The sequence below is a fragment of the Mycobacterium sp. NGS54 genome, assembly GCF_059812465.1.
The window spans coordinates 212,833-232,157 of the sequence record NZ_JCALCS010000004.1; the positions used below are offsets into that span (position 1 = coordinate 212,833).

The window sequence follows — 19,325 nt, forward strand, 5'->3', positions numbered from 1 at the left end:
CAGGGGAGTCCGGGCTTGAAGTCGGCTGGCACCAGGTGCTTGCCAATGGCCTTCTCGAAGCATCGCCAGCACGGCCACCCGTCTAGGCCCGGGCACGTGTTCCCACTCATAGCGGTGCACAGCGCCGATGTCGTACACGAATTCCCGCCAGCCATAGCCGCCGTGGATACGCACGGGGCGCGCGCCGGCGTCCGCTTCGTAGTCCTCCTCCCATGTTCGAATCTTGAGCTCCAATTCGACGAGCCCGTGGGGCGTGAACGGAGCACCACCTGCAGCTCAGCACCAGCGAATAGGTCCTGCGCGTGATCAATTGGCGGCTTCGCGGTGGCGACGACCCCGGTCACTGCTGACCCGGCAGCGGCGGCAGGCCATCCCGGATGTCTTGCAAATTGCCTTGAATCCCCTGCAGATCACGCTCGATGGCCTGCAGTCCGGACAGGGCGTTTTGGAAGCCGGTCTGGAGGTGCTCCTGGCCGGAAGGTTGGTACTGAGGGCAATACGCGACGACGGCACCGGCCGCGACGCTGGCGCTTTGATTGGCATCCCAGATCGACGATTGCTGCAGAACGCGGACGGCCTCGGCGAAGTCGGGTTGGTTGGCTAGGAACTCGCACACCGCATGCCCGTGGGTCGTCACGTACTCGTTGCTGGGCACCGGCACGCCATCCTGTTTCAGCGCACCGATGAACGCCCTGTCGACGATCTCCAGCGACGGAGCGTGCACCACCGGCGCGGCCGGGCTGGGCGCAGCGGCCGGCGGGGGTGGGACGGCCGCCGGCGCCGGGTCGGCCGACGGCGGCGCCGGGTCCGATTTGTGCGTGCCGAACATGACCGCCACCACGGCGGCGGCGACGGCCAGCAGGGACAGCGGCAACGCCGCGAGGGGAAGGAAGCGGCGACGCCGACGCTTGCGGCCGTGAGGCGCGCTGCGCGGCGATGAGGTGTCGGAGACCACCGGAACGTCGTCGATCGGCTCGGGTTCGACGACCTCGACGGGGTGGCCTAGGCGTTCGTCGAGCAGCGCGTCGATGTCCCGGATCGACGGCCGACCAGCCTGCGCATGGCTCGATTGGCGCCCAAGAGCGATGAGCCTCAACTCTTGGTCGATCGCCTCCCGATCGCGCATATCAACCAGTCTGCGGGTGTCACGACGTTGCGGCAAGCCCCGGTGACCGCTGACAACGCGCGTGCGCTTAGGGCAGAACGGTGTGCATCAGCATCACGTCGTACGCCGACCACAGCGACAGGTTGAAGTACAGGTCCCGCCCCGACGACCAGGGGTGGATCATCGGCGCATAAATGCCGCCGGGCATCTGGAACGACGACACCAGCGGTTGCTCCCCGCTCCACGGTCCGGTCGGCGTCGGCGCGGTGCGCGCCACGACGTCATTGCTGCCACCGTTGGTGTAGAGCACCAGGTACTGCTTGAGGTAGCTGTTGTACTGGGCCGACATCTCGCCGACCGGGCCGGGCCACAGCGGCGTCGCCGCCCCTGGATTGGCCGCGACCCAATGTCCGCCGTTGTCACCGTTCCAGTACTGGTACTTGCTCACGTCCGGCAGCTGGTTCGGGGGAACCCGCGACAGGAACGCCGCGCCGCCGCGCCCCGACGGGGTGCCGAACTGGTAGATGTAGCCGTCGTTCCCCTTCATGAACGCGCCCATCTGGAAGTTCTCATTGCCCGGCGTGAACGGGACCCCGGGGATGGCGTCCGCTGACGCCGTGCGAATGCTGCTCGGGAAGATCCCCCAGTTCTGGCCGTTGTCAACGGATCTCGCGATCGCCGAGTAGTTCGTCTGCCATTCCCCGTCACGGCCCCACTGCCGGATGGACATGTAGCTCATGTACTGGGTGCGCCCGAGGGACATGGCGGTGGTCGGGATGATGCCCGTCTCGTGCGGCGCCTTGTGGATGGTGTTCACGACCTGCTTGGACAAGTTGGACGCCCACACCGGCGAGCCCGAGTACCGATCGTTGGGCACCCCGTCGGCGATGTGGATGCCGTGCGACAGGTCGCGGTCCGAACTGCGGAACAGGGTGTTGTACCGCCATTGCTGACCGCGGACCTTGCAGTAGCCGAACGTGTCACCGAAGGCCATCAGGACCTGGCGGTTGACGGGATCGCCGTTGTCCCAGATGATCCCGAGGTCGGTCCCCGAGATGCTGAATCGTTGGAGGGTCTTGTTAGGGCCCTCCGGTCCGGTCACCCAGTCGACCAGCGATGTCGGGGCCCCCGCGATGTTGGCGGGCGGCGGGGGCGCCGGCTGCGCCGCCGGCTGGGGGGCCGGCTGCGGCTGGACCGGGGCTGCGTTCGGCACTTGCGGGACGCCCGGCGCGGGCGGATTGGGCCCCGGCGGAACGACCCCCGCCTGGGGCTGGATCGGCGCGGAGTAGCGCTGACCGCCCGTCGTTCCCGGCCTGAGCAACGACGAGATCAGCGGACCCAACTTGGGCAACGGCGCCTGGTCGTTCGTGTGAGAGGGCCTACGACCGGTCGGCGGTTGGACGACCGGCTGGGGCGCGGGCATCGCGGGGGGCGCGGCCGGCGGTTCGATGTTCGCTTCGGGCGCGCCGCACGGTGTGGCGTTCGCCGACGGCGCGGGGCCGACCACGACAAAGAAACCGATGGCGGTCGCCGACGCCATCGATAACGACAGGATCCGGGGAATCGCCGTCAATGTCACACCTTTCCCGGGAGCGGGCCGTCACAATTGACGCCCGCAGCTGGCTCATGTGACGATAGTGATTAACGGGGCCAATGTGACTAGCCAGCAGCGGATAGGTATGTATCCGTGACCGTGTCGCAATGCATCGGTTTTGCCGGCGCAGCGCTTGCTGCCGACCAGACGCAGAATCGCACTGTACGAGTACGTGCGATTCTGCGTCTGTTCGCCGTATGGGATCCGTAACCCGGGCCGGGTACGCTGCCATCCGCCGGATAGACCCCGCGGTCAGCCAGGGAGGACATCCGAATGAGTGTCCGTAACGAATTGCAGCCGGACCCATTCCAGGACCGGACGTTTCTTCGCCGTGTTGTCGCCGCGTCCATGGCCGGCACCGTCGTCGAATGGTACGAATTCTTTCTCTACGGCACTGCGGCCACGCTGGTGTTCAGCAAGGTGTTCTTTCCGAGCGGCGGCAACGAGCTCGACGCGATCCTGGCCTCCTTCGTGACCTACGCCGTCGGCTTCGCCGCCCGCCCGCTCGGCGGCCTCGTCTTCGGGCAACTGGGCGATCGGTTCGGGCGCAAGAAGCTGCTGCAGTTCAGCCTGCTGCTGGTGGGCGCCGCGACCGTGCTGATGGGCTGCCTGCCCACCTTCGCGCAGGTCGGGTACTGGGCGCCCGCGCTGTTGGTGGTGCTGCGGTTCATCCAGGGCTTCGCGGTCGGCGGCGAGTGGGGCGGCGCCGTTCTGCTGGTGGCCGAGCACAGCCCGAAGGACAGTCGCGGCTTCTGGGCGAGCTGGCCCCAGGCGGCGGTGCCGGGCGGCAACATGCTCGCCACCGTCGTGCTGCTGTGCCTGACATGGACACTCTCGGACGCGGCGTTCCTGAGCTGGGGCTGGCGCGTGGCCTTCTGGCTGTCCGCGGTCGTCGTGCTGATCGGCTACTACATCCGCACGAAGGTGACCGACGCCCCCATCTTCCTCGAAGCACAACAGGAGGTCGACCGCTCAAAGGCCAGGCAGCTGGGCGCCATCGAGGTCCTGAAGCGTTACCCGCGTGGCGTTTTCACCGCCATGGGCCTGCGCTTCGGCGAGAACACGATGTACTACCTCGTCGTCACCTTCTCCATCACCTACCTCAAGGTGCACGTGCACACCAACACCAAGGCGATCCTGTCGTGGTTGCTCATCGCGCACGCCGTGCACTTCCTGGTCATCCCGTTGGCCGGACGCCTCAGCGACCGGTTCGGCAGGCGCCCAATCTATTTCGTCGGCGCCGTCTGCGCGTGCACCTGGGGGTTCTTCGCCTTCCCCATGATGGACAGCCGGCGCAACGCGATCATCCTGGCGGCGGTCATCATCGGGCTGGTCTTCCACGGTGTCATGTACGCGGTCCAGCCGGCGGCCATGGCGGAGATGTTCCCGACCCGGATGCGCTACTCGGGGGTGTCGCTCGGCTACCAGGTCACCTCGATCGTCGCTGGCTCGCTCGCCCCGATCATCGCCGTTCGCCTGCTCGAGACCTACAAATCCTCCGTTCCCATTGCCTGGTACCTGGCGGCCACCGCGGCGGTGAGTGCGGTGGCCGCCCTGGCCGCCCGTGAGACGAAGGGCATCGACTTGGCGGCGGTCGACCGTGCCGACGCGCAGGCAATCCAGACGCAAACAACCGTGGCCGCACGGGACCCCGCGGCGCCCTGAGCAGTGCAAAGGTGAATTGCCCAGGTCAACGGCGATTCCCACGATCGGCCGTCAGGTTGGGCCAATTTGTTTGTCGATCACCGTAGGCGGCAATGTTCCAAAAGAGGCGTGCGCGTCGGCCGGCCTTCGCGCCCGTCTAGGTCCCGTCGGTTCAGCCCGAGAGCCGACGGGGCCGCCTTTTTTCATGCGCCCGGCGGAGTAGCGTGCCGCATATGGACGGCTCGACTGGGGTGTGGATACTGGGCGGCTACCAAAGCGATTTCGCTCGCAACCTCACCAAGGAAGACCGCGACTTCGCGTCGTTGACCGCCGAGGTGGTCGAGGGAACGCTCACCGCCGCGAAAGTGGACGCCGCCGATGTCGGCGTCGTGCACGTCGGCAATGCCTTCGGCGAGATGTTCGCGAGCCAGGGTCACCTCGGGGCGATGCCGGCCACGGTTTGCGACCAACTCTGGGACACCCCGGCCTCGCGACACGAGGCCGCGTGCGCGTCGGGCAGCGTTGCGGCACTCTCGGCGATGGCCGATCTGCGGTCGGGCGCCTACGACACCGCGCTGGTGGTGGGCATCGAGCTGGAGAAGACCGTCCCGGGTGACACCGCCGCCCAGCACCTCGGCGCCGCCGCGTGGACCGGACACGAAGGCGCAGGCGCTCGCTACCTGTGGCCGTCGATGTTCGCCGAGATCGCCGACGAGTACGACCGGCGCTACGGCCTGGACGACGCGCACCTGCGCGCGATCGCGCAACTGAATTTCGCCAACGCGCGGCGCAACCCCAACGCCCAGACGCGCGGGTGGACGGTTCCCCAGCCAATCACCGACGACGACGCGACCAACCCGATCACCGAAGGCCGGTTACGCCGATTCGACTGCAGCCAGATGACCGACGGCGGCGCCGGGGTGGTTCTCGTCAACGACGCATACCTGCGCGACCACCCCGACGCGCGCCCGATCGGCCGCATCGACGGCTGGGGACACCGCACCGTCGGGCTGGGTCTGCGGCAGAAACTCGACCGCGCGGTCGACGACACTTATGTAGTGCCCCATGTCCGGGCGGCGGTTCTCGACGCCCTCCGAAGGGCCCGGCTGACGCTCGACGACCTCGACGGGTACGAGGTGCACGACTGCTTCACGCCCAGCGAGTACCTCGCCATCGACCACATCGGGCTGACCGGGCCGGGCGAGTCGTGGAAGGCCATCGAAAACGGAGAGATCGAGATCGGCGGGCGGCTGCCCATCAACCCCAGCGGCGGACTTATCGGCGGCGGCCACCCCGTCGGGGCGTCCGGCATCCGGATGCTGCTCGACGCCGCCAAACAGGTCAGCGGCGCGGCCGGCGACTACCAGGTCGAGGGCGCCAACACCTTCGGCACCCTCAACTTCGGCGGCAGCACCGCCACCACGGTCAGTTTCGTTGTCAGCAAAGGGATTTGATCATGGATGTCGAGATCGTCGGCAAGTACCTGTCCACCCTGCCCGAAGACGACGACCACCCCTACCGGACGGGTCCCTGGCGGCCGCAGACGACGGAGTGGGACGCCGACGACCTCACGGCGGTCGAGGGTGAGATCCCCCGCGACCTGGACGGCGTCTACCTGCGCAACACCGAGAACCCGCTGCACCCGGCGCTGAAGACCTATCACCCGTTCGACGGCGACGGCATGCTGCACGTGGTCGGCTTCCGCGACGGAAAAGCTTTCTACCGCAACCGCTTTGTCCGCACGGATGGTTTCCTGGCGGAGAACGAGGCCGGCGAGCCGCTGTGGCCCGGTTTGGCCGAAGCGGTGCAATTGACCAAGCGGGCGGACGGCTGGGGCGCTCGCACCCGGATGAAGGACGCGTCGAGCACCGACGTGATCGTGCACCGGGGAATCGCGCTGACCAGTTTCTACCAGTGCGGCGATCTGTATCGGGTCGACCCGTACTCGGCGAACACCATCGGCAAGGAGACCTGGAACGGGCGCTTCCCCACCGACTGGGGGGTGTCGGCGCATCCCAAGGTCGACGGCAAGACCGGCGAGCTGCTGTTCTTCAACTACAGCAAGCAGGAGCCATACATGCGTTACGGCGTGGTCGACGAGAGCGACGAACTGGTCCACTACGTGGACATCCCGCTGCCCGGGCCGCGGCTGCCGCATGACATGGCGTTCACCGAAAACTACGTGATACTCAACGATTTCCCGTTGTTCTGGGATCCGCGGCTGCTCGAGCACGACGTGCACCTGCCGCGGTTCTATCCCGACATCCCGTCGCGCTTCGCCGTGCTCCCCCGCCGTGGCTCGACGGGCGACATCCGATGGTTCGAGGCGGACCCGACCTTCGTCCTGCATTTCGTCAACGCCTATGAGGACGGCGACGAGATCGTGCTCGACGGCTTCTTCGAGGGCGATCCGCAGCCGCTCGACACCGGGGGAACCAAGTGGGAGAAGCTCTTTCGGTTCCTGGCGCTGGATCGGCTGCAGGCCCGGCTGCACCGGTGGCGGTTCGACCTGGTCACCGGCGCGGTGACCGAAGAGCCACTGTCGGACACGATCACCGAGTTCGGGACGATCAACCCTGATTACGCCACGACCGGCTATCGGTACACCTATGCCGCCACCGGCAAACCGGGCTGGTTCCTGTTCGACGGCCTGGTCAAACACGACGTCCTGACCGGCAACCAGGAGGGCATCTCCTTCGGCGACGGTGTGTACGGAAGCGAGACCGCGATGGCCCCGCGGGTCGGCTCGGCCGGTGAGGACGACGGCTACCTGGTCACCCTGACCACCGACATGAATGCCGACGCCTCCTACTGCGTGGTCTTCGACGCCGCCCGCATCGGCGACGGCCCGGTGTGCAAACTCCAACTCCCCGAACGTATTTCCAGCGGCACGCATTCGACGTGGGCGCCCGGCGATCAGCTGCGGCGCTGGCATACCGCGGAGTCGGCCGCAACCGGGGTGGGGCTGTGACCCACGGATCCCGCCGCCGGCACACGCATTGGCCGCCGGAGTTGGCACCGCTCGGCGGCATCCGCTTTGCCCGGCGCTCGTCGAACTTCGAAGAGACGGTGCGGTTTTACCGTGAGCTGGTGGGGCTGCCGCTCTACGAAACGTTCGAGGCCAGCTACGGCAGCAACGGCGCCATCTTCGGCCTGCCCAGCTGGAACCTGACCCTGGAGATCGTCGAGTCGGTCGAGCCCGTCGCCGTGGATCCTCATGAGCAGCTGTGCCTGTACTTCCCCGACCGGGAGGCCCAGCGTTCCGCGATCGCGCGCCTGCAGGCGGCGGGCCTGGCGCCGGTGGAGCAGCACCCATACTGGGAGGCGACGGGCGCGATCACCTACCGTGACCCGGACGGTCGCGAAGTCGTGTTCGCGCCCTTCGTGTTCGGCGTCAACGAGCCCGAAGGCAGCGCCACCTCGGGCAAGCACGAGTTCCCGTCGGGCTGAAACCTCAGCGGGTTGGCCGGCGGGAGGCCAACGCCATGATCACCGCGATCAGGGAGCACGCCACCGCGAAGGCCGCGGCGACCGCCCCGACGTAGAGGCCGTATTCCGCCGACACCGGCGGGTTGACGTTGAGCTTGTAGTACCACACCGTGAGACCGACGATCAGCAGCGAAATGACCAGCGCCGCAACGGAAGCGATCTTTGCCGACAGTCCTCGGCCCACCATCGCTCCGGCCACCAGCAGCGTCGAGGACAACAACACGATGAGCTGTCCCGCACCGAAGCCCCTCGGCAGTATCAGGTTGCCGTGGGTGCCGCCGATGGCGTTGGCCCAGCCCCCGCCGCCCGCCGCCGTCGTCAGCCACGGCATCCAGGCGCTGGCCGAGATGAGCAGTGCGAAAAATGCCACCAGCCAACCAGGGCGCAGGCGGCGAGTCATGGTTGGGAGATTAGCTGACTCGCCGCCGCACCGGTGCGACCAACTCCCGCTAGCCCTGCAGCGAGGACAGGTTGAAGATGACCCCCGCCGGGTCGGTCGCCGCGGCCAGCCGGCCGTACGGGGTGTCCTCGGCGGCCTGCACCACGGCGCCGCCGTTGTCGGCGATCACCCGCAGCGTCTTGTCGACGTCCTCGGCGCCGAAGAAGATCGTCCAATTCGACGGGACGCCCTCGGGCAGGCAGCCGGCACCGTCCATCACGCCGAGCAACTGTTGCCCATCGAATGATGCGGTGATGTAACGGAATTCGTCGGTGTCGGACACCACCTCGGTGCGCCAGCCGAACACCTGCTGGTAAAAGTCCACGGCGGCACGGAAGTCGCGCGTAGTCAGCTGGTGCCACACCGGGGAACCGGCCTCGCCGATCACCTCGAAGCCGCGGTGCTCCAGCGGCTGCCATAAACCGAAGAGCGCTCCGGTCGGGTCGGCGGCCAGGGCCATGACGCCCTTGGCCGGCACCTCGTGGGGGCCCATGAACACCGAGCCACCCGCCGCCGTCACCGCCGACACCGTCGCGTTGATGTCGGCGGTGTCGAAGTAGGTGGTCCAGCCGTCGGGCAGCTGAGACTCGGTGTGGTTGGCCATCAGGCCGGCGACCCGGTGGCCGTCCTTCGCGGCGTTGACGTAACCGCCGTATTCGGGCCCGGCGGATTCGAACGTCCAGCCGAATAGCGTGCCGTAGAAGTCCTGGGCGCCGTCCAGGTCCGACGTCGCCAAATCGATCCAGCAGGGAGCGCCCAGCGGCGCGCCGTCACGGGTGGGCACGATGACCCCCTCCTCGTTTGTCGTGGTGTGCCCCGTCGTCATCGGGGTTCACACGTATCGACTGGAGCCGGGACGAAAACTCATCGGCCGCGACGAGTCAGCGGCGGACGCCGCCGTCCCCGTTCGTGTGGGGGTCAGCGGCGGTGAACACCCGAACGAAGTTCCGCAGCGACTGGTTGATGTCGCTGCGCAGTGCGGCGGCCACGATCATGCCGATCGGCCCGAACAGCGCGGGACCACCGAGGTGCACGTCGAAGCCGACGGTGGAGCCCTCGGCCGCCGGCTGCACCTTGGCCATCAGCTTCACCTTGACGCCGCCGACGCCATCGCCGTTGAGCGTCATACCCTCCGGTGGCTTGTAGCGCACGACCGTCCACTTGATCCGGTTGTACATGCCCTTGACCTCGACGATCGATTCGACGACCGTCCCCTTGTCGATGTCGTCGGGCAGCGTGCTGCGCCACACCTTGTGGATGGTCAGCCACTCCTTATACCGGGACAGGTCGGAGGCGTGCTTCCAGGCCACCTCGGGGGCCAGCGGGACGTCGATCGATCCGGAGAGTTTCGCCATGCGCTTAGATCTGCTGGTCGCCGGAGACAGCGGAATCGGCGGCCTTCTTCGCCTCTTCGGCCACCTTGTGGATGGTGTCGGAGTACTTGCCCTGCGTCTTGTCGTCGACGAATTCGCCGGCCTTGTCGATCGCCATCTCGACCTTGTCGGCGTTCTGTGCCAACAGGTCCTTCGCCTTGTCCAGGAATCCCATCTTCGTGCCCCTTCCCCGAGGATTCGCCCGGAATTTTACTTGGCGGCCGTCACCGGTTCCCGCCACAGCCGCGGTTGCACCCCCAGCATCCGGGCCCGGATCCACCACGTTGCCTCGATCGCGGCGGCACCCACCACGCCGATCCCCAGCGCGGTCGACGTCAACGCCAGATTGGACGGGTCGAGCAGGAACTTCTCCTGCGCCAGCGGGATGCTGAAGATCACCACGTAGGCCAGGCCGGAGAACACCACCAACGCCACCCGCCACCACTGGTATGGCCGCGCCGCGACCGCGAGCACCCACAGCGCGGTCACCAGCAACGTGATCAGCGCCGCGGTCGACGCCTGCTCCTGCTGGCGGAACGTGGCGTGACGCCCGTGGTAGGCCACCAGGTAGGAGGCGAACGTCGCCGCGCCGACGACGAGCCCGGACGGCAGTGCCGACGTCACCACCCGGCGCACGAAGCCCGGGTACGCGCGTTCGTTGTTGGGCGCCAGCGACAGGACGAACGACGGGATCCCGATGGTGAACCATGCCGCGATGGTGACGTGGATCGGCTGGAACGGGTACAGCAGCGGGTCGGCGTGGAGCGGCTTGGCGAGCAGGCATTCGATGCCCACGAACAGCGCCAGCAGCACCGAGTACACCGTCTTGGTCAAGAACAGGCTGGCGACCCGCTCGATGTTGCCGATCACCCGCCGGCCCTCGCCGACGACGTACGGCAGCGTGGCAAACCTGTTGTCCAGCAACACGATCTGCGCGACCGCGCGCGACGCCGGGCTACCCGCACCCATCGCGACGCCGATGTCGGCGTCCTTGAGCGCCAGCACGTCGTTGACGCCGTCGCCGGTCATCGCCACGCTGTGGCCGTGGGACTGCAGCGCGCGCACGATGGCCCGCTTCTGGTCGGGCCGCACCCGCCCGAAGGTGGTGTGGCTGTCCAGCGTGTCGGCCAGCTCGGCCGGGTCGGTGGGCAGTTGGCGGGCATCCATCGCGTCGCCGCGCAGCCCGAGCTTGCCGGCGACGGCCCCGACCGACACCGCGTTGTCACCCGAGATCACTTTGACCGAAACATCCTGGGCAGCAAAATAATCCAGCGTCTCGCGAGCGTCGGGGCGGACCCTCTGTTCGAGTACCACCAGCGCGACCGGGGTGACCCGGCCGGGCGCGTCGGGGTGGTCCACGGCCACGTCGCCGCGACCCAGCAGCAGGACCCGCAGCCCCTGGGCGCCGATGCCCTCCGCCCGTTCGGCGGCGTCCGACGCGGGATCCAGCAGCACGTCGGGCGCGCCGATCACCCAGTCGCCGCGGTCACCGAAGGACACACCGCTCCACTTGGTGGCCGACTTGAAAGGCGCAGTGGCGGTGGGGATCCAGCCCGGCGGCTGGTCGTAGGTTTCCGCGATCGCGCGCATGCTGGCGTTGGGGCGCGGGTCGGCCGCGGCCAGGGAGGCCAGCGCGTCGGCGACCGGCTGGGACTGCGCGATCTCGACTAGCTCAGCGACCCGCATGCCGCTTTCGGTCAGGGTGCCGGTCTTGTCGGCGCACACCACGTCGACGCGCGCCAATCCCTCGATGGCAGGCAATTCCTGCACCAGGCACTGGCGCTGGCCGAGCCGAATCACCCCAACCGCGAACGCGACCGACGTCAGCAAGACCAGTCCCTCCGGCACCATCGGCACCAGCGCGCCCACCGTGCGCAGCACCGATTGGCGCCAGCCGGCGTGCGTGGTGAAGAACTGCGTGTAGATCGTCAGCAGACCGGCCGGCACCAACAAATAGGTGACGAACTGAAGGATTCGGTTGATGCCGTTGCGCAGTTCGGATTTCACCAGGCTGAACTTGCTGGCCTCCTCGGCGAGCTTGGCGGCGTAGGCCTCCGGGCCGACCTTGGTCGCGCGGTATGCGCCGACGCCGGTGACGACGAAGCTGCCGGACATCACCGCCGCACCCGGGGCCTTGGTGATCGGGTCCGCCTCGCCGGTCAATAGCGATTCGTCGACCTCGAGGTTCTCCTCCTCCATGACCTCGCCGTCGACGACGACCTGGTCGCCGGGGCCGAGCTCGATGATGTCGTCGAGCACGACCTCGCCCGGCATCAGCGTGGTGGTCCCGGACTGCCTGCGCACCAACGGTTTCGCCTGCCCGATGATCGCCAGCTTGTCCAGCGTCTGCTTGGCCCGGATCTCCTGCACCATGCCGATGACGCTGTTGGCGATGATGAGCAGGCCGAACAGCCCGTTGATCACCGAGCCCGTCGCCAGCACGATCAGCAGCAGAACGCCGAGGATCGCGTTGATCCGGGTGAAGACGTTGGCGCGAACGATGGCCGCGACGCTGCGGGTGGCACGTTCCGGGACAGCGTTGGACTTGCCCTCGGCTACCCGCTGGGCCACTTCGGCATCGGTGAGGCCCGCGATCATCGGGTGAAGGTTCCCAACTTGTCCGAGTCGAAATACTCCAGGTTCAACGTGTTGCCGGCGAACACGGCTTTGGAAATCGTTCCGGGCGGGGCGTTTTCGTCGGTCACGGTGAACGTGAAGGCGTCGCCGTCCCAGTGCGTCAGTGGGAACGTCCGATTCTTCGGCCCCAGCGACAGCTGCAGCGCCCCGTCGCGCTCGGTGACGACGGCCGGGCCCCAGTAGTCGCTGGCGTAGACGCCGGCGTAGTCGCGCGCCGGGCGCGCGGGCGCGGGGTTGGCCGGGGGCTGCTTGCCGACCAGCGATCCTTCCGGGTTGTTCATCCAGCCGATCGCCTGCTTGTACTTTTCGGCCCAGTTTTCGCGAATCTGTCCGTATTGCACCAGATCCATGAATTCGGCGGTCAAAGTCTCCGGCACGCCGATGGGCGCGGCGTTGGTGAGCGCGATGATGCCCAGATCCTCGGACGGCATCACCACGAAGTTCGTCGCCGCCCCCAGGGAGAACGCGCCGGAATGGCTGTACTCGGTGCGGCCCGACGAGGTCACCGACACGTTGAAGCCGTAACCGTAGAAACCGGAGCGCGCCTTGGGCGTCGTCGCGGGAGCCGAGACGACCTGCGCGGTGGTGGCGGGTAGCAAGGCTTCCGGGGGGGCGATGCGCCGGCCCTGGTAAGTCCCGTTGCCCAGCAACATGTTCAGCCAGTGCGCCATGTCGTTGACCGACGAGCTGACCCCGCCCGCGGCCGACTGCGGATCCGGATCGCGCTGGAAGCGCGGCTCCCACTTGTCGCCGACCTTGACGTGGTTGACCGCGCGGTCGGGCCGCGCGACGAAGTCGGCGAAGCGCGAACTTGTGTCCGTCATCCCCAGCGGGCGATACAGCACGTCGTCCGAAAGCTCCTCCCACGGCTTGCCGGCCGCGGCCGCGACCGCCTCAGCGGCCGCGGTGACCCCGAAGTTGGTGTAGGCGTAGCTGTTTCGGAAGGACGCCAGCGGTAGGTACTTCAGGCGTGCGAGTACCTGGCGGCGGTCGTAGCCCAGGGCCTCCAGCTTGTCACCGGCGTGGTCGGGCAGCCCGGAACGATGCGAGTACAGGTCGGCGACGGTCACGTGGCCGGTGACGTAGGGGTCGCCCAGCGCGAACCACGGCAGCTTGGACACCGCGGGCGTGTCCCAGGTGACCACGTTGTCACCCACTTCGTGCGCCACCACCGTCGCACCGACGGATTTCGACACCGACGCCAATTGGAAGACGGTGTCGGCGTCCACCTTGTTGTCCTGCGCATCGCCTTTGCTCGCGTCCCTGACGCCGAATCCCTTGGCGTATATGGTCTTTCCGCCGCGCACGATGGCCACGGCCATTCCGGGAATGCCGGTGCTTTTCATCAGGTCGCCGACCAGGCCGTCGACCTTTGCCACGGCCTCGTCGACGCGGCCGGCGGGGATCGCCAGGCCCGACACCTCGTTGGGCGGCGCGTCGGACAGCGCGGGCGGGGGCCCGGAGACCGGCTGCGTGGGGCCGCATCCCGTCAACACGAGCAAAGCCAACGTCGCCGTCGCCGCGCGTTTCGTCATGGCCGCACACTTTAGCCTGACAACAATGCCCGCCGGAACGACAACCTGCACGCCGACAGGACGCTGTTCTTGTCGTGGCCGCCCCACGGACAGGACGTCGGCGCGCGAATCCTGAAGGCCTACAGGGGAAATCGCGTCATCCACATCGGCGACGACCGGATGCACCGGATAGTCGACACCCACTGGACCGAGAGCGATGCCCGCCAGCCGGTGCAATGGTGGGGTCAACACGATCGGGTGACGGTCTATGAGCGGGTCAGAGCCGCCACCACGGGTTGAACCTGCGCGGCGTGGCGGGATCGATGCGCTGCCCGGGCAGCGGCACGGCCACGTCGACCTTGGCGGGGGTCGCCGCCGCCAGCAGGCGCTCGACGGGCTCGGCCCACGGGTGGGGGGCCAGGCGGAAGGTCCCCCAGTGGACGGGCACCAGCAGCCCCGAACCGGAGTCGGTGACGTCCAGGTGGGCGCGAACCGCCTCCTCGGGGTTCATGTGGATGTCCGGCCACGCGGTGTTGTAGGCACCGATCGGCAGCAGGGTCAGGTCGAACGGGCCGTGGTCGGCGCCGATCTGCGTGAAGCTCTTGGTGTAGCCCGTGTCGCCGCCGAAATAGGCGCGGTGGCGGCGACCGATGAACGCCCACGACGCCCACAGCGTGGTGTTGCGGTCGAAGAAGCGGCCCGAAAAGTGCCGCGCCGGCATGCAAATCACCGTCAGCTCGTCGAGCTTGGCGCCCTGATGCCAGTCGAGTTCGACGATGCGGTGCTCGGGAATCCCCCACGCGCGCAGGTGTGCGCCCACCCCGAGCGGCACGAAGAACGGGGCCCGCTGCGTGTGCGCCAGCGCCATGACGGTGTCGATGTCGAGGTGGTCGTAGTGGTCATGGCTGATCACCACCGCGTCGACCGCGGGCAACCCCTCCAGTTGCACCGGCGGGGGATGCAGCCGCTGGGGTCCCACGGTGTCCGACGGCGAGCATCGATTGCTCCATACCGGGTCGGTGAGCACGCGGTAGCCGTCGATTTCCAGCAGCGCCGTCGAGTGACCGAACCAGCTGACGGCCAGCCGCGCGGCGTCCCCGTCGAAGATTTCCGGGGTGGCGAGCGGGATCGGCGCCTTCGGACGGCTGCCGCCGCGGTTACCCAGGAACTCCCACACGATGAGCCGCAGTTCCTCGCGATCCATCTGGTAGATCGACGCGGGGTCGAGGTTGACGAACTCGCCGTCGGAATAGTGCGGCGACCCCTGGGCCACCGCGCGGATCGAGGCGGGCGACGCACCGAGGGCGGCCGGCGCGCCGTGCAGCGCACGCACCAGCCAACTGCCGACCGCCAGCGAGGCCGTGCCGGCGGCCAGTCGCAGCGCCCCCCGCGGCATACCTGTCAGGCTCCCTGGAACTTCGGTGGCCGCTTCTCGATCCGCGCGACCTGCGCTTCGATGACGTCCTGGCTCGCCCAGGCTCTGTCGAAGAGCTCCTTGTGCTCCGGCCAGGCCTCTTCGATGGAGCCGTCGTCGTTGAGCACCCGCTTGGCGTGCTGGATCGCCAGCGGCGCCAAGCCCGTGATTTCGGCGGCCCAGGCCTGCGCGTCCGCCAGCGACCCGATCCGGTTGACCATTCCGGTCTGCAGCGCCACCTCCGCGGTCAGCTTCTCCGCGGTCAGCAGCATCGCGCGCGCCCGGCCATGGCCGACCAACGAAGACAACCGGCGAATGCTCCAGTTATCAAGCGCCAGGCCGTATTTCGACGTCGGGAACTGGAAGAACGCGTCCGGAACGGCGACCCGCAGATCGCATTGCATGGCCAGCTGCAGGCCGGCGCCGATGGCGGGGCCGTTGATCGCGCCGATCACCGGTATCGGGGCCGCATCCATGACCTTGTGCAGCTCGATGAGCCGATCGGGGTAGTCGGCGGCGAACGCATCGCCCGACAGGTCCGCGCCCGCGCAGAACACGGTGCCCTGGCCGGTCAGCACGATCACACGCGTCGACCCGTCGTCGCCGGTCTTCTGGATGGCCTCGCGCAACTCGTCGACGAGCTGGGAATTCAGCGCATTGCGGCGCTCGGGGCGCTGCAGCTCGATGGTCATAACGGCTTCGGTCTGGGTGACGCCGATCATTCACCCAGCCTATATAGCCTCGACGGGTGACTCGTATCACGACCGAACAACTGCGGGATGCCGTCCTCGACGAGGGCTCTTTCGTGAGCTGGGACAGCGAGCCGATGGCCGTGCCGGCGTCGGAGTCCTATACGCGCGAGCTCGCCGACGCCCGGGCCGCCACCGGCCGGGACGAAGCGGTGCTGACCGGCGAGGGCCGCATATGCGGGCGCCGCGTCGCGGTCGTGGTGTGCGAGTTCGACTTCCTCGGCGGCTCGATCGGCGTCGCCGCGGCCGAACGGATCACCGCCGCCGTGGAACGCGCGACCGCCGAGCGGCTGCCGCTGCTGGCCTCGCCGAGTTCCGGCGGCACCCGCATGCAGGAGGGCACGGTCGCGTTCCTGCAAATGGTGAAGATCGCCGCCGCCGTCACGCTGCACAAGCGAGAACACCTGCCGTACTTGGTCTACCTGCGCCACCCGACCACCGGCGGGGTGTTCGCGTCGTGGGGCTCGCTGGGCCACATCACGATCGCCGAACCGGGCGCCCTGATCGGGTTCCTCGGGCCCCGCGTCTACCAGCAGCTCTATGGCGAACCGTTCCCGGCCGGCGTCCAGACCGCGGAGAACCTGCAGCGGCACGGGGTGATCGACGGTGTGGTTGCGCTCGACGAGCTGCGCCCGATGCTGGATCGCGCGCTGAGGGTGATCGCCGATCCGCCCGGCGAGCTGCCCGAGGCGTCGCCACCCGAGCCGACGCCCGACGTGTCGGCGTGGGACTCCGTCGTGGCGTCACGGCGGCCCGACCGGCCGGGCGTCGGCCACCTGCTGCGGCACGGCGCCACCGACTGCGTGCTGCTATCCGGCACGGGTCGCGGTGAAGCGGCGACCACGCTGCTGGCGCTGGCCCGCTTCAACGGCCAGCCCGCGGTGGTCCTGGGACAGCAGCGGGTTAGCGGGGGGCTCGTCGGGCCCGCCTCGCTGCGTGAGGCCCGGCGCGGCATGGCGTTGGCCGCCGAGCTGCGGCTGCCGCTGGTGCTGCTCATCGACGCGGCCGGACCCGCGCTGTCGACCGAGGCCGAGGAGGGCGGGCTGGCCGGCCAGATCGCGCAGTGCCTGGCCGAGCTCGTCACGCTGGAGACGCCGACGGTGTCGGTGCTGTTGGGCCAGGGCAGCGGCGGGCCGGCGCTGGCGATGGTGCCCGCCGACCGGGTGCTGGCCGCACTGCACGGCTGGCTGGCGCCACTGCCGCCGGAGGGCGCCAGCGCGATCGTGTACCGCGACACCGCGCATGCCCCGGAACTCGCTGGGGCCCAAGGCATTCGGTCGCGTGACCTTTTGGAGTCCGGGATCGTCGACGCCATCGTGCCCGAGCATCCCGACGCCGCCGACGAACCGGTCGAGTTTTCCCAACGGCTTTCGCGCGCCATCGCGGCCGAGGTATGCGCGCTGCGTGAGGTCCCCGCCGCCGAGCGGCTGACCGCGCGCCTGGGACGCTACCGGCGCATCGGCCTGCCCCGCACCGCCCGCCAACGCGACACTTAACTCGCGCACACGACACGCCGGCGCGCGTCGCAGCCGTTTAAGTCTCGGCGTCCGCCGCCACCCCGAGGTAACGCTGGATCGTCGGCCCCAGCCAGTCGACGATCTCGTCGCGGCTCATCGCGACGACCGGCGGCAGCCGTAACACGAAGCGGCACAACGCCATACCCAAGATCTGGGTGGCGATCAGGCCGGCCCGAACTCCGGATTCCCCGGCCGGCACCAGCGTGGCGACCAGCGGCTCCAGTTGGGTCCCGAAGATTTCCTGCATCCGTTGCGCGGCTTCACCATTGGTGGCGCTGGACCGCAGCAGGATGACCAGCGCCTCGTCGCCCTCCCAGCGTTCCAGAAAGTGCCGGACCACCGCCCGCCCGACCTGCGCGCGCTCCCCCTCCGCGAATTCCGGGAACCTGAGGTCGAAATCCGCCGCGGCCGCGAACAGCTTGTCCTTGCTGCCGTAGTAGCGCATCACCATCGCGGGGTCCACCCCGGCGTCCCCGGCGATCGCCCGAATCGTGGCGGCCTGGAAACCCGATGCGCCGAACCTCTCGCGAGCCGCCGCCAGGATCGCGGCCTTGGTCCGCTCCGAAGACCTCTTCATGTCAACGATTGTAGGCCAACAACTGTTGACATCCGACCTTCGACGCGCCACCATGGAGTCAGGTCAACAAGCGTTGACATAAGAAATGAGAGGAGCCAACCATGAACGACACCGACATCCTGGTGGTAGGCGCCGGCCCCACCGGCCTCGCACTGGGCGCTTCCCTGATCGCCAAGGGGGTCCACGCGGTCGTGGTGGACGCGCTGGCCGAGGGGCAGAACACCACCCGCGCGGCCGTGGTGAACGCCCGCACGCTCGAGGCGCTCGAGGAGCTCGACGTGGCCCGGCGGATGGTCAAACAAGGGCTGATCGCGCGGCGGTTCACCATGCGCGCGGGCCGGCAAATCCTGATCCCAGTCGACTTCAGCGAGCTCCCGACGAAGTATCCGTACAGCCTGATGCTCTCCCAGGCCGACACCGAACGGCTGCTGCTGGAGCGGCTGCACGAACTGGGCGGCGCAGTCCTGAGGCCCAAGACCCTGCGCCACCTCACCCCGGACGAAAACGGCGTCACCGCCACCTTCGACGACGGCGACACCATTCGGGCCGGCTACGTCGTCGGCGCCGACGGCATGCACAGTACGGTGCGCGAACAGGCCGGAATCGGTTTCACGGGAAGCGAATTCGCCGAGTCGTTCGCGCTCGCCGACGTCCGCCTGGCGGGCGGGGCGCCCCGCGACGAGGTGATCCTGTTCTACGCCAAGGAAGGCCTGACCGTGGTGGCGCCGCTGCCCGGCGACATCTTCCGCATCGTCGCGCCGACCGCGGACGCACCGAAGACGCCGACGGTCGAGTTCGTGCAGGCGCTGCTGGATTCCCGCACCTTCGGACGCGGCGAGTTGGCGGTCACCGAACTGCTGTGGGGCACGCGGTTCCACATCCACCACCGGGTCGCCGACACCTACCGGGCCGGCCGGCTGCTGCTGGCCGGCGACGCCGCCCACGTGCACAGCCCCGCCGGGGGCCAGGGCATGAACCTCGGCATCACCGACGCGATCGCACTGGCCGGCGCGCTCACCGAAGTGCTGGGCGGCAGCCCCGATACGGCCCTGGACACCTACGCCGCCACCCAGCGGCGATGGGCCGAGCAGGTGCTCACGCTGACCGGACGCCTAACCCGGATGTCCACCCTGCCGCGCCCGTTGCGCCCGATCCGCAACTCGGGGATACGCCTGGCCGCGCAGGTCCCCGCCGTGCGGCGGCAGCTCGCGGTCCAGCTCAGCGGCCTGAGCCGCCGGTGATCGCGGACGCTCGCGGCTGAGCCGCGCCTCCC

18 protein-coding genes are annotated in these 19,325 nt (G+C 68.5%); 7 read left to right on the forward strand and 11 right to left on the reverse strand.

What is annotated here, in order from left to right; genetic code table 11:
• Positions 1–340 precede the first annotated feature (340 nt).
• Together AC5Y5E_RS13395 and AC5Y5E_RS13400 are read right to left on the reverse strand one after the other, a co-directional pair.
• Positions 341–1,126: a DUF732 domain-containing protein gene (locus AC5Y5E_RS13395; protein WP_499903476.1), complete on the reverse strand. Its 786-nt coding sequence runs from the start codon at positions 1,124–1,126 to the stop codon at positions 341–343.
• 67 nt (positions 1,127–1,193) lie between these two features.
• The gene (locus tag AC5Y5E_RS13400; protein WP_499903921.1) at positions 1,194–2,645 is read right to left on the reverse strand and encodes a glycoside hydrolase family 183 protein; all 1,452 of its coding nucleotides are present in this window, start codon (positions 2,643–2,645) and stop codon (positions 1,194–1,196) included.
• 327 nt (positions 2,646–2,972) lie between these two features.
• Here AC5Y5E_RS13400 and AC5Y5E_RS13405 point away from each other — a divergent pair, with 327 nt between their 5' ends.
• The 4 genes from AC5Y5E_RS13405 to AC5Y5E_RS13420 all read left to right on the forward strand — a co-directional run bounded on the left by AC5Y5E_RS13405 (position 2,973) and on the right by AC5Y5E_RS13420 (position 7,793).
• Positions 2,973–4,364 carry an MFS transporter gene (locus tag AC5Y5E_RS13405; RefSeq protein WP_499903477.1) on the forward strand — a complete coding sequence of 464 codons (1,392 nt, stop codon included), beginning with the start codon at positions 2,973–2,975 and terminating at the stop codon, positions 4,362–4,364.
• Positions 4,365–4,576: 212 nt separating this feature from the next.
• A complete protein-coding gene (locus AC5Y5E_RS13410; protein WP_499903478.1) occupies positions 4,577–5,797 on the forward strand; it encodes an acetyl-CoA acetyltransferase in 1,221 nt (406 codons plus the stop codon).
• A gap of 2 nt (positions 5,798–5,799) precedes the next feature.
• Positions 5,800–7,314, forward strand: a complete 1,515-nt coding sequence (locus AC5Y5E_RS13415) for a carotenoid oxygenase family protein (RefSeq protein ID WP_499903479.1) — start codon at positions 5,800–5,802, stop codon at positions 7,312–7,314.
• The gene (locus AC5Y5E_RS13420; protein WP_499903480.1) at positions 7,311–7,793 is read left to right on the forward strand and encodes a VOC family protein; all 483 of its coding nucleotides are present in this window, start codon (positions 7,311–7,313) and stop codon (positions 7,791–7,793) included. Before AC5Y5E_RS13415 ends, AC5Y5E_RS13420 begins: the two co-directional genes overlap by 4 nt.
• 4 nt (positions 7,794–7,797) lie before the next feature.
• Here the strand turns inward: AC5Y5E_RS13420 and AC5Y5E_RS13425 are convergent, their stop codons facing one another.
• The 6 genes from AC5Y5E_RS13425 to AC5Y5E_RS13450 all read right to left on the reverse strand — a co-directional run bounded on the left by AC5Y5E_RS13425 (position 7,798) and on the right by AC5Y5E_RS13450 (position 13,816).
• The gene (locus tag AC5Y5E_RS13425) at positions 7,798–8,232 is read right to left on the reverse strand and encodes a hypothetical protein (protein ID WP_499903481.1); all 435 of its coding nucleotides are present in this window, start codon (positions 8,230–8,232) and stop codon (positions 7,798–7,800) included.
• 49 nt (positions 8,233–8,281) lie between these two features.
• A complete protein-coding gene (locus AC5Y5E_RS13430; protein ID WP_499903482.1) occupies positions 8,282–9,055 on the reverse strand; it encodes a VOC family protein in 774 nt (257 codons plus the stop codon).
• 97 nt (positions 9,056–9,152) lie between these two features.
• Complete coding sequence (locus tag AC5Y5E_RS13435) at positions 9,153–9,626, reverse strand: type II toxin-antitoxin system Rv0910 family toxin (protein ID WP_499903483.1); 474 nt, start codon at positions 9,624–9,626, stop codon at positions 9,153–9,155.
• A gap of 4 nt (positions 9,627–9,630) precedes the next feature.
• Positions 9,631–9,819: an antitoxin gene (locus AC5Y5E_RS13440; RefSeq protein WP_499903484.1), complete on the reverse strand. Its 189-nt coding sequence runs from the start codon at positions 9,817–9,819 to the stop codon at positions 9,631–9,633.
• 35 nt (positions 9,820–9,854) lie between these two features.
• Positions 9,855–12,242, reverse strand: a complete 2,388-nt coding sequence (locus AC5Y5E_RS13445; protein WP_499903485.1) for a cation-translocating P-type ATPase — start codon at positions 12,240–12,242, stop codon at positions 9,855–9,857.
• Entirely contained in the window at positions 12,239–13,816 is a 1,578-nt protein-coding gene (locus tag AC5Y5E_RS13450; RefSeq protein ID WP_499903486.1) for a serine hydrolase, read from the reverse strand. Before AC5Y5E_RS13450 ends, AC5Y5E_RS13445 begins: the two co-directional genes overlap by 4 nt.
• A 69-nt stretch (positions 13,817–13,885) precedes the next feature.
• Between AC5Y5E_RS13450 and AC5Y5E_RS13455 the strand changes: the two genes are divergently transcribed.
• A complete protein-coding gene (locus tag AC5Y5E_RS13455; RefSeq protein ID WP_499903487.1) occupies positions 13,886–14,095 on the forward strand; it encodes a hypothetical protein in 210 nt (69 codons plus the stop codon).
• On the opposite strand, the gene AC5Y5E_RS13460 is transcribed toward AC5Y5E_RS13455, so the two are convergent.
• On the reverse strand, positions 14,073–15,191 hold the full coding sequence (locus tag AC5Y5E_RS13460; protein WP_499903488.1) for an MBL fold metallo-hydrolase: 1,119 nt from the start codon (positions 15,189–15,191) through the stop codon (positions 14,073–14,075). The two genes, AC5Y5E_RS13455 and AC5Y5E_RS13460, sit on opposite strands and share 23 nt — an antisense overlap.
• A 5-nt stretch (positions 15,192–15,196) precedes the next feature.
• A complete protein-coding gene (locus tag AC5Y5E_RS13465; RefSeq protein WP_499903489.1) occupies positions 15,197–15,931 on the reverse strand; it encodes an enoyl-CoA hydratase in 735 nt (244 codons plus the stop codon).
• Positions 15,932–15,957: 26 nt separating this feature from the next.
• Between AC5Y5E_RS13465 and AC5Y5E_RS13470 the strand changes: the two genes are divergently transcribed.
• Positions 15,958–17,454, forward strand: a complete 1,497-nt coding sequence (locus AC5Y5E_RS13470) for a carboxyl transferase domain-containing protein (protein ID WP_499903490.1) — start codon at positions 15,958–15,960, stop codon at positions 17,452–17,454.
• Between the two features lie 37 nt (positions 17,455–17,491).
• Here AC5Y5E_RS13470 and AC5Y5E_RS13475 read toward each other — a convergent pair whose 3' ends face one another.
• Positions 17,492–18,052 carry a TetR/AcrR family transcriptional regulator gene (locus tag AC5Y5E_RS13475; protein WP_499903491.1) on the reverse strand — a complete coding sequence of 187 codons (561 nt, stop codon included), beginning with the start codon at positions 18,050–18,052 and terminating at the stop codon, positions 17,492–17,494.
• 101 nt (positions 18,053–18,153) lie between these two features.
• Between AC5Y5E_RS13475 and AC5Y5E_RS13480 the strand changes: the two genes are divergently transcribed.
• Positions 18,154–19,293: an FAD-dependent monooxygenase gene (locus AC5Y5E_RS13480; protein WP_499903492.1), complete on the forward strand. Its 1,140-nt coding sequence runs from the start codon at positions 18,154–18,156 to the stop codon at positions 19,291–19,293.
• Positions 19,294–19,325 lie beyond the last annotated feature (32 nt).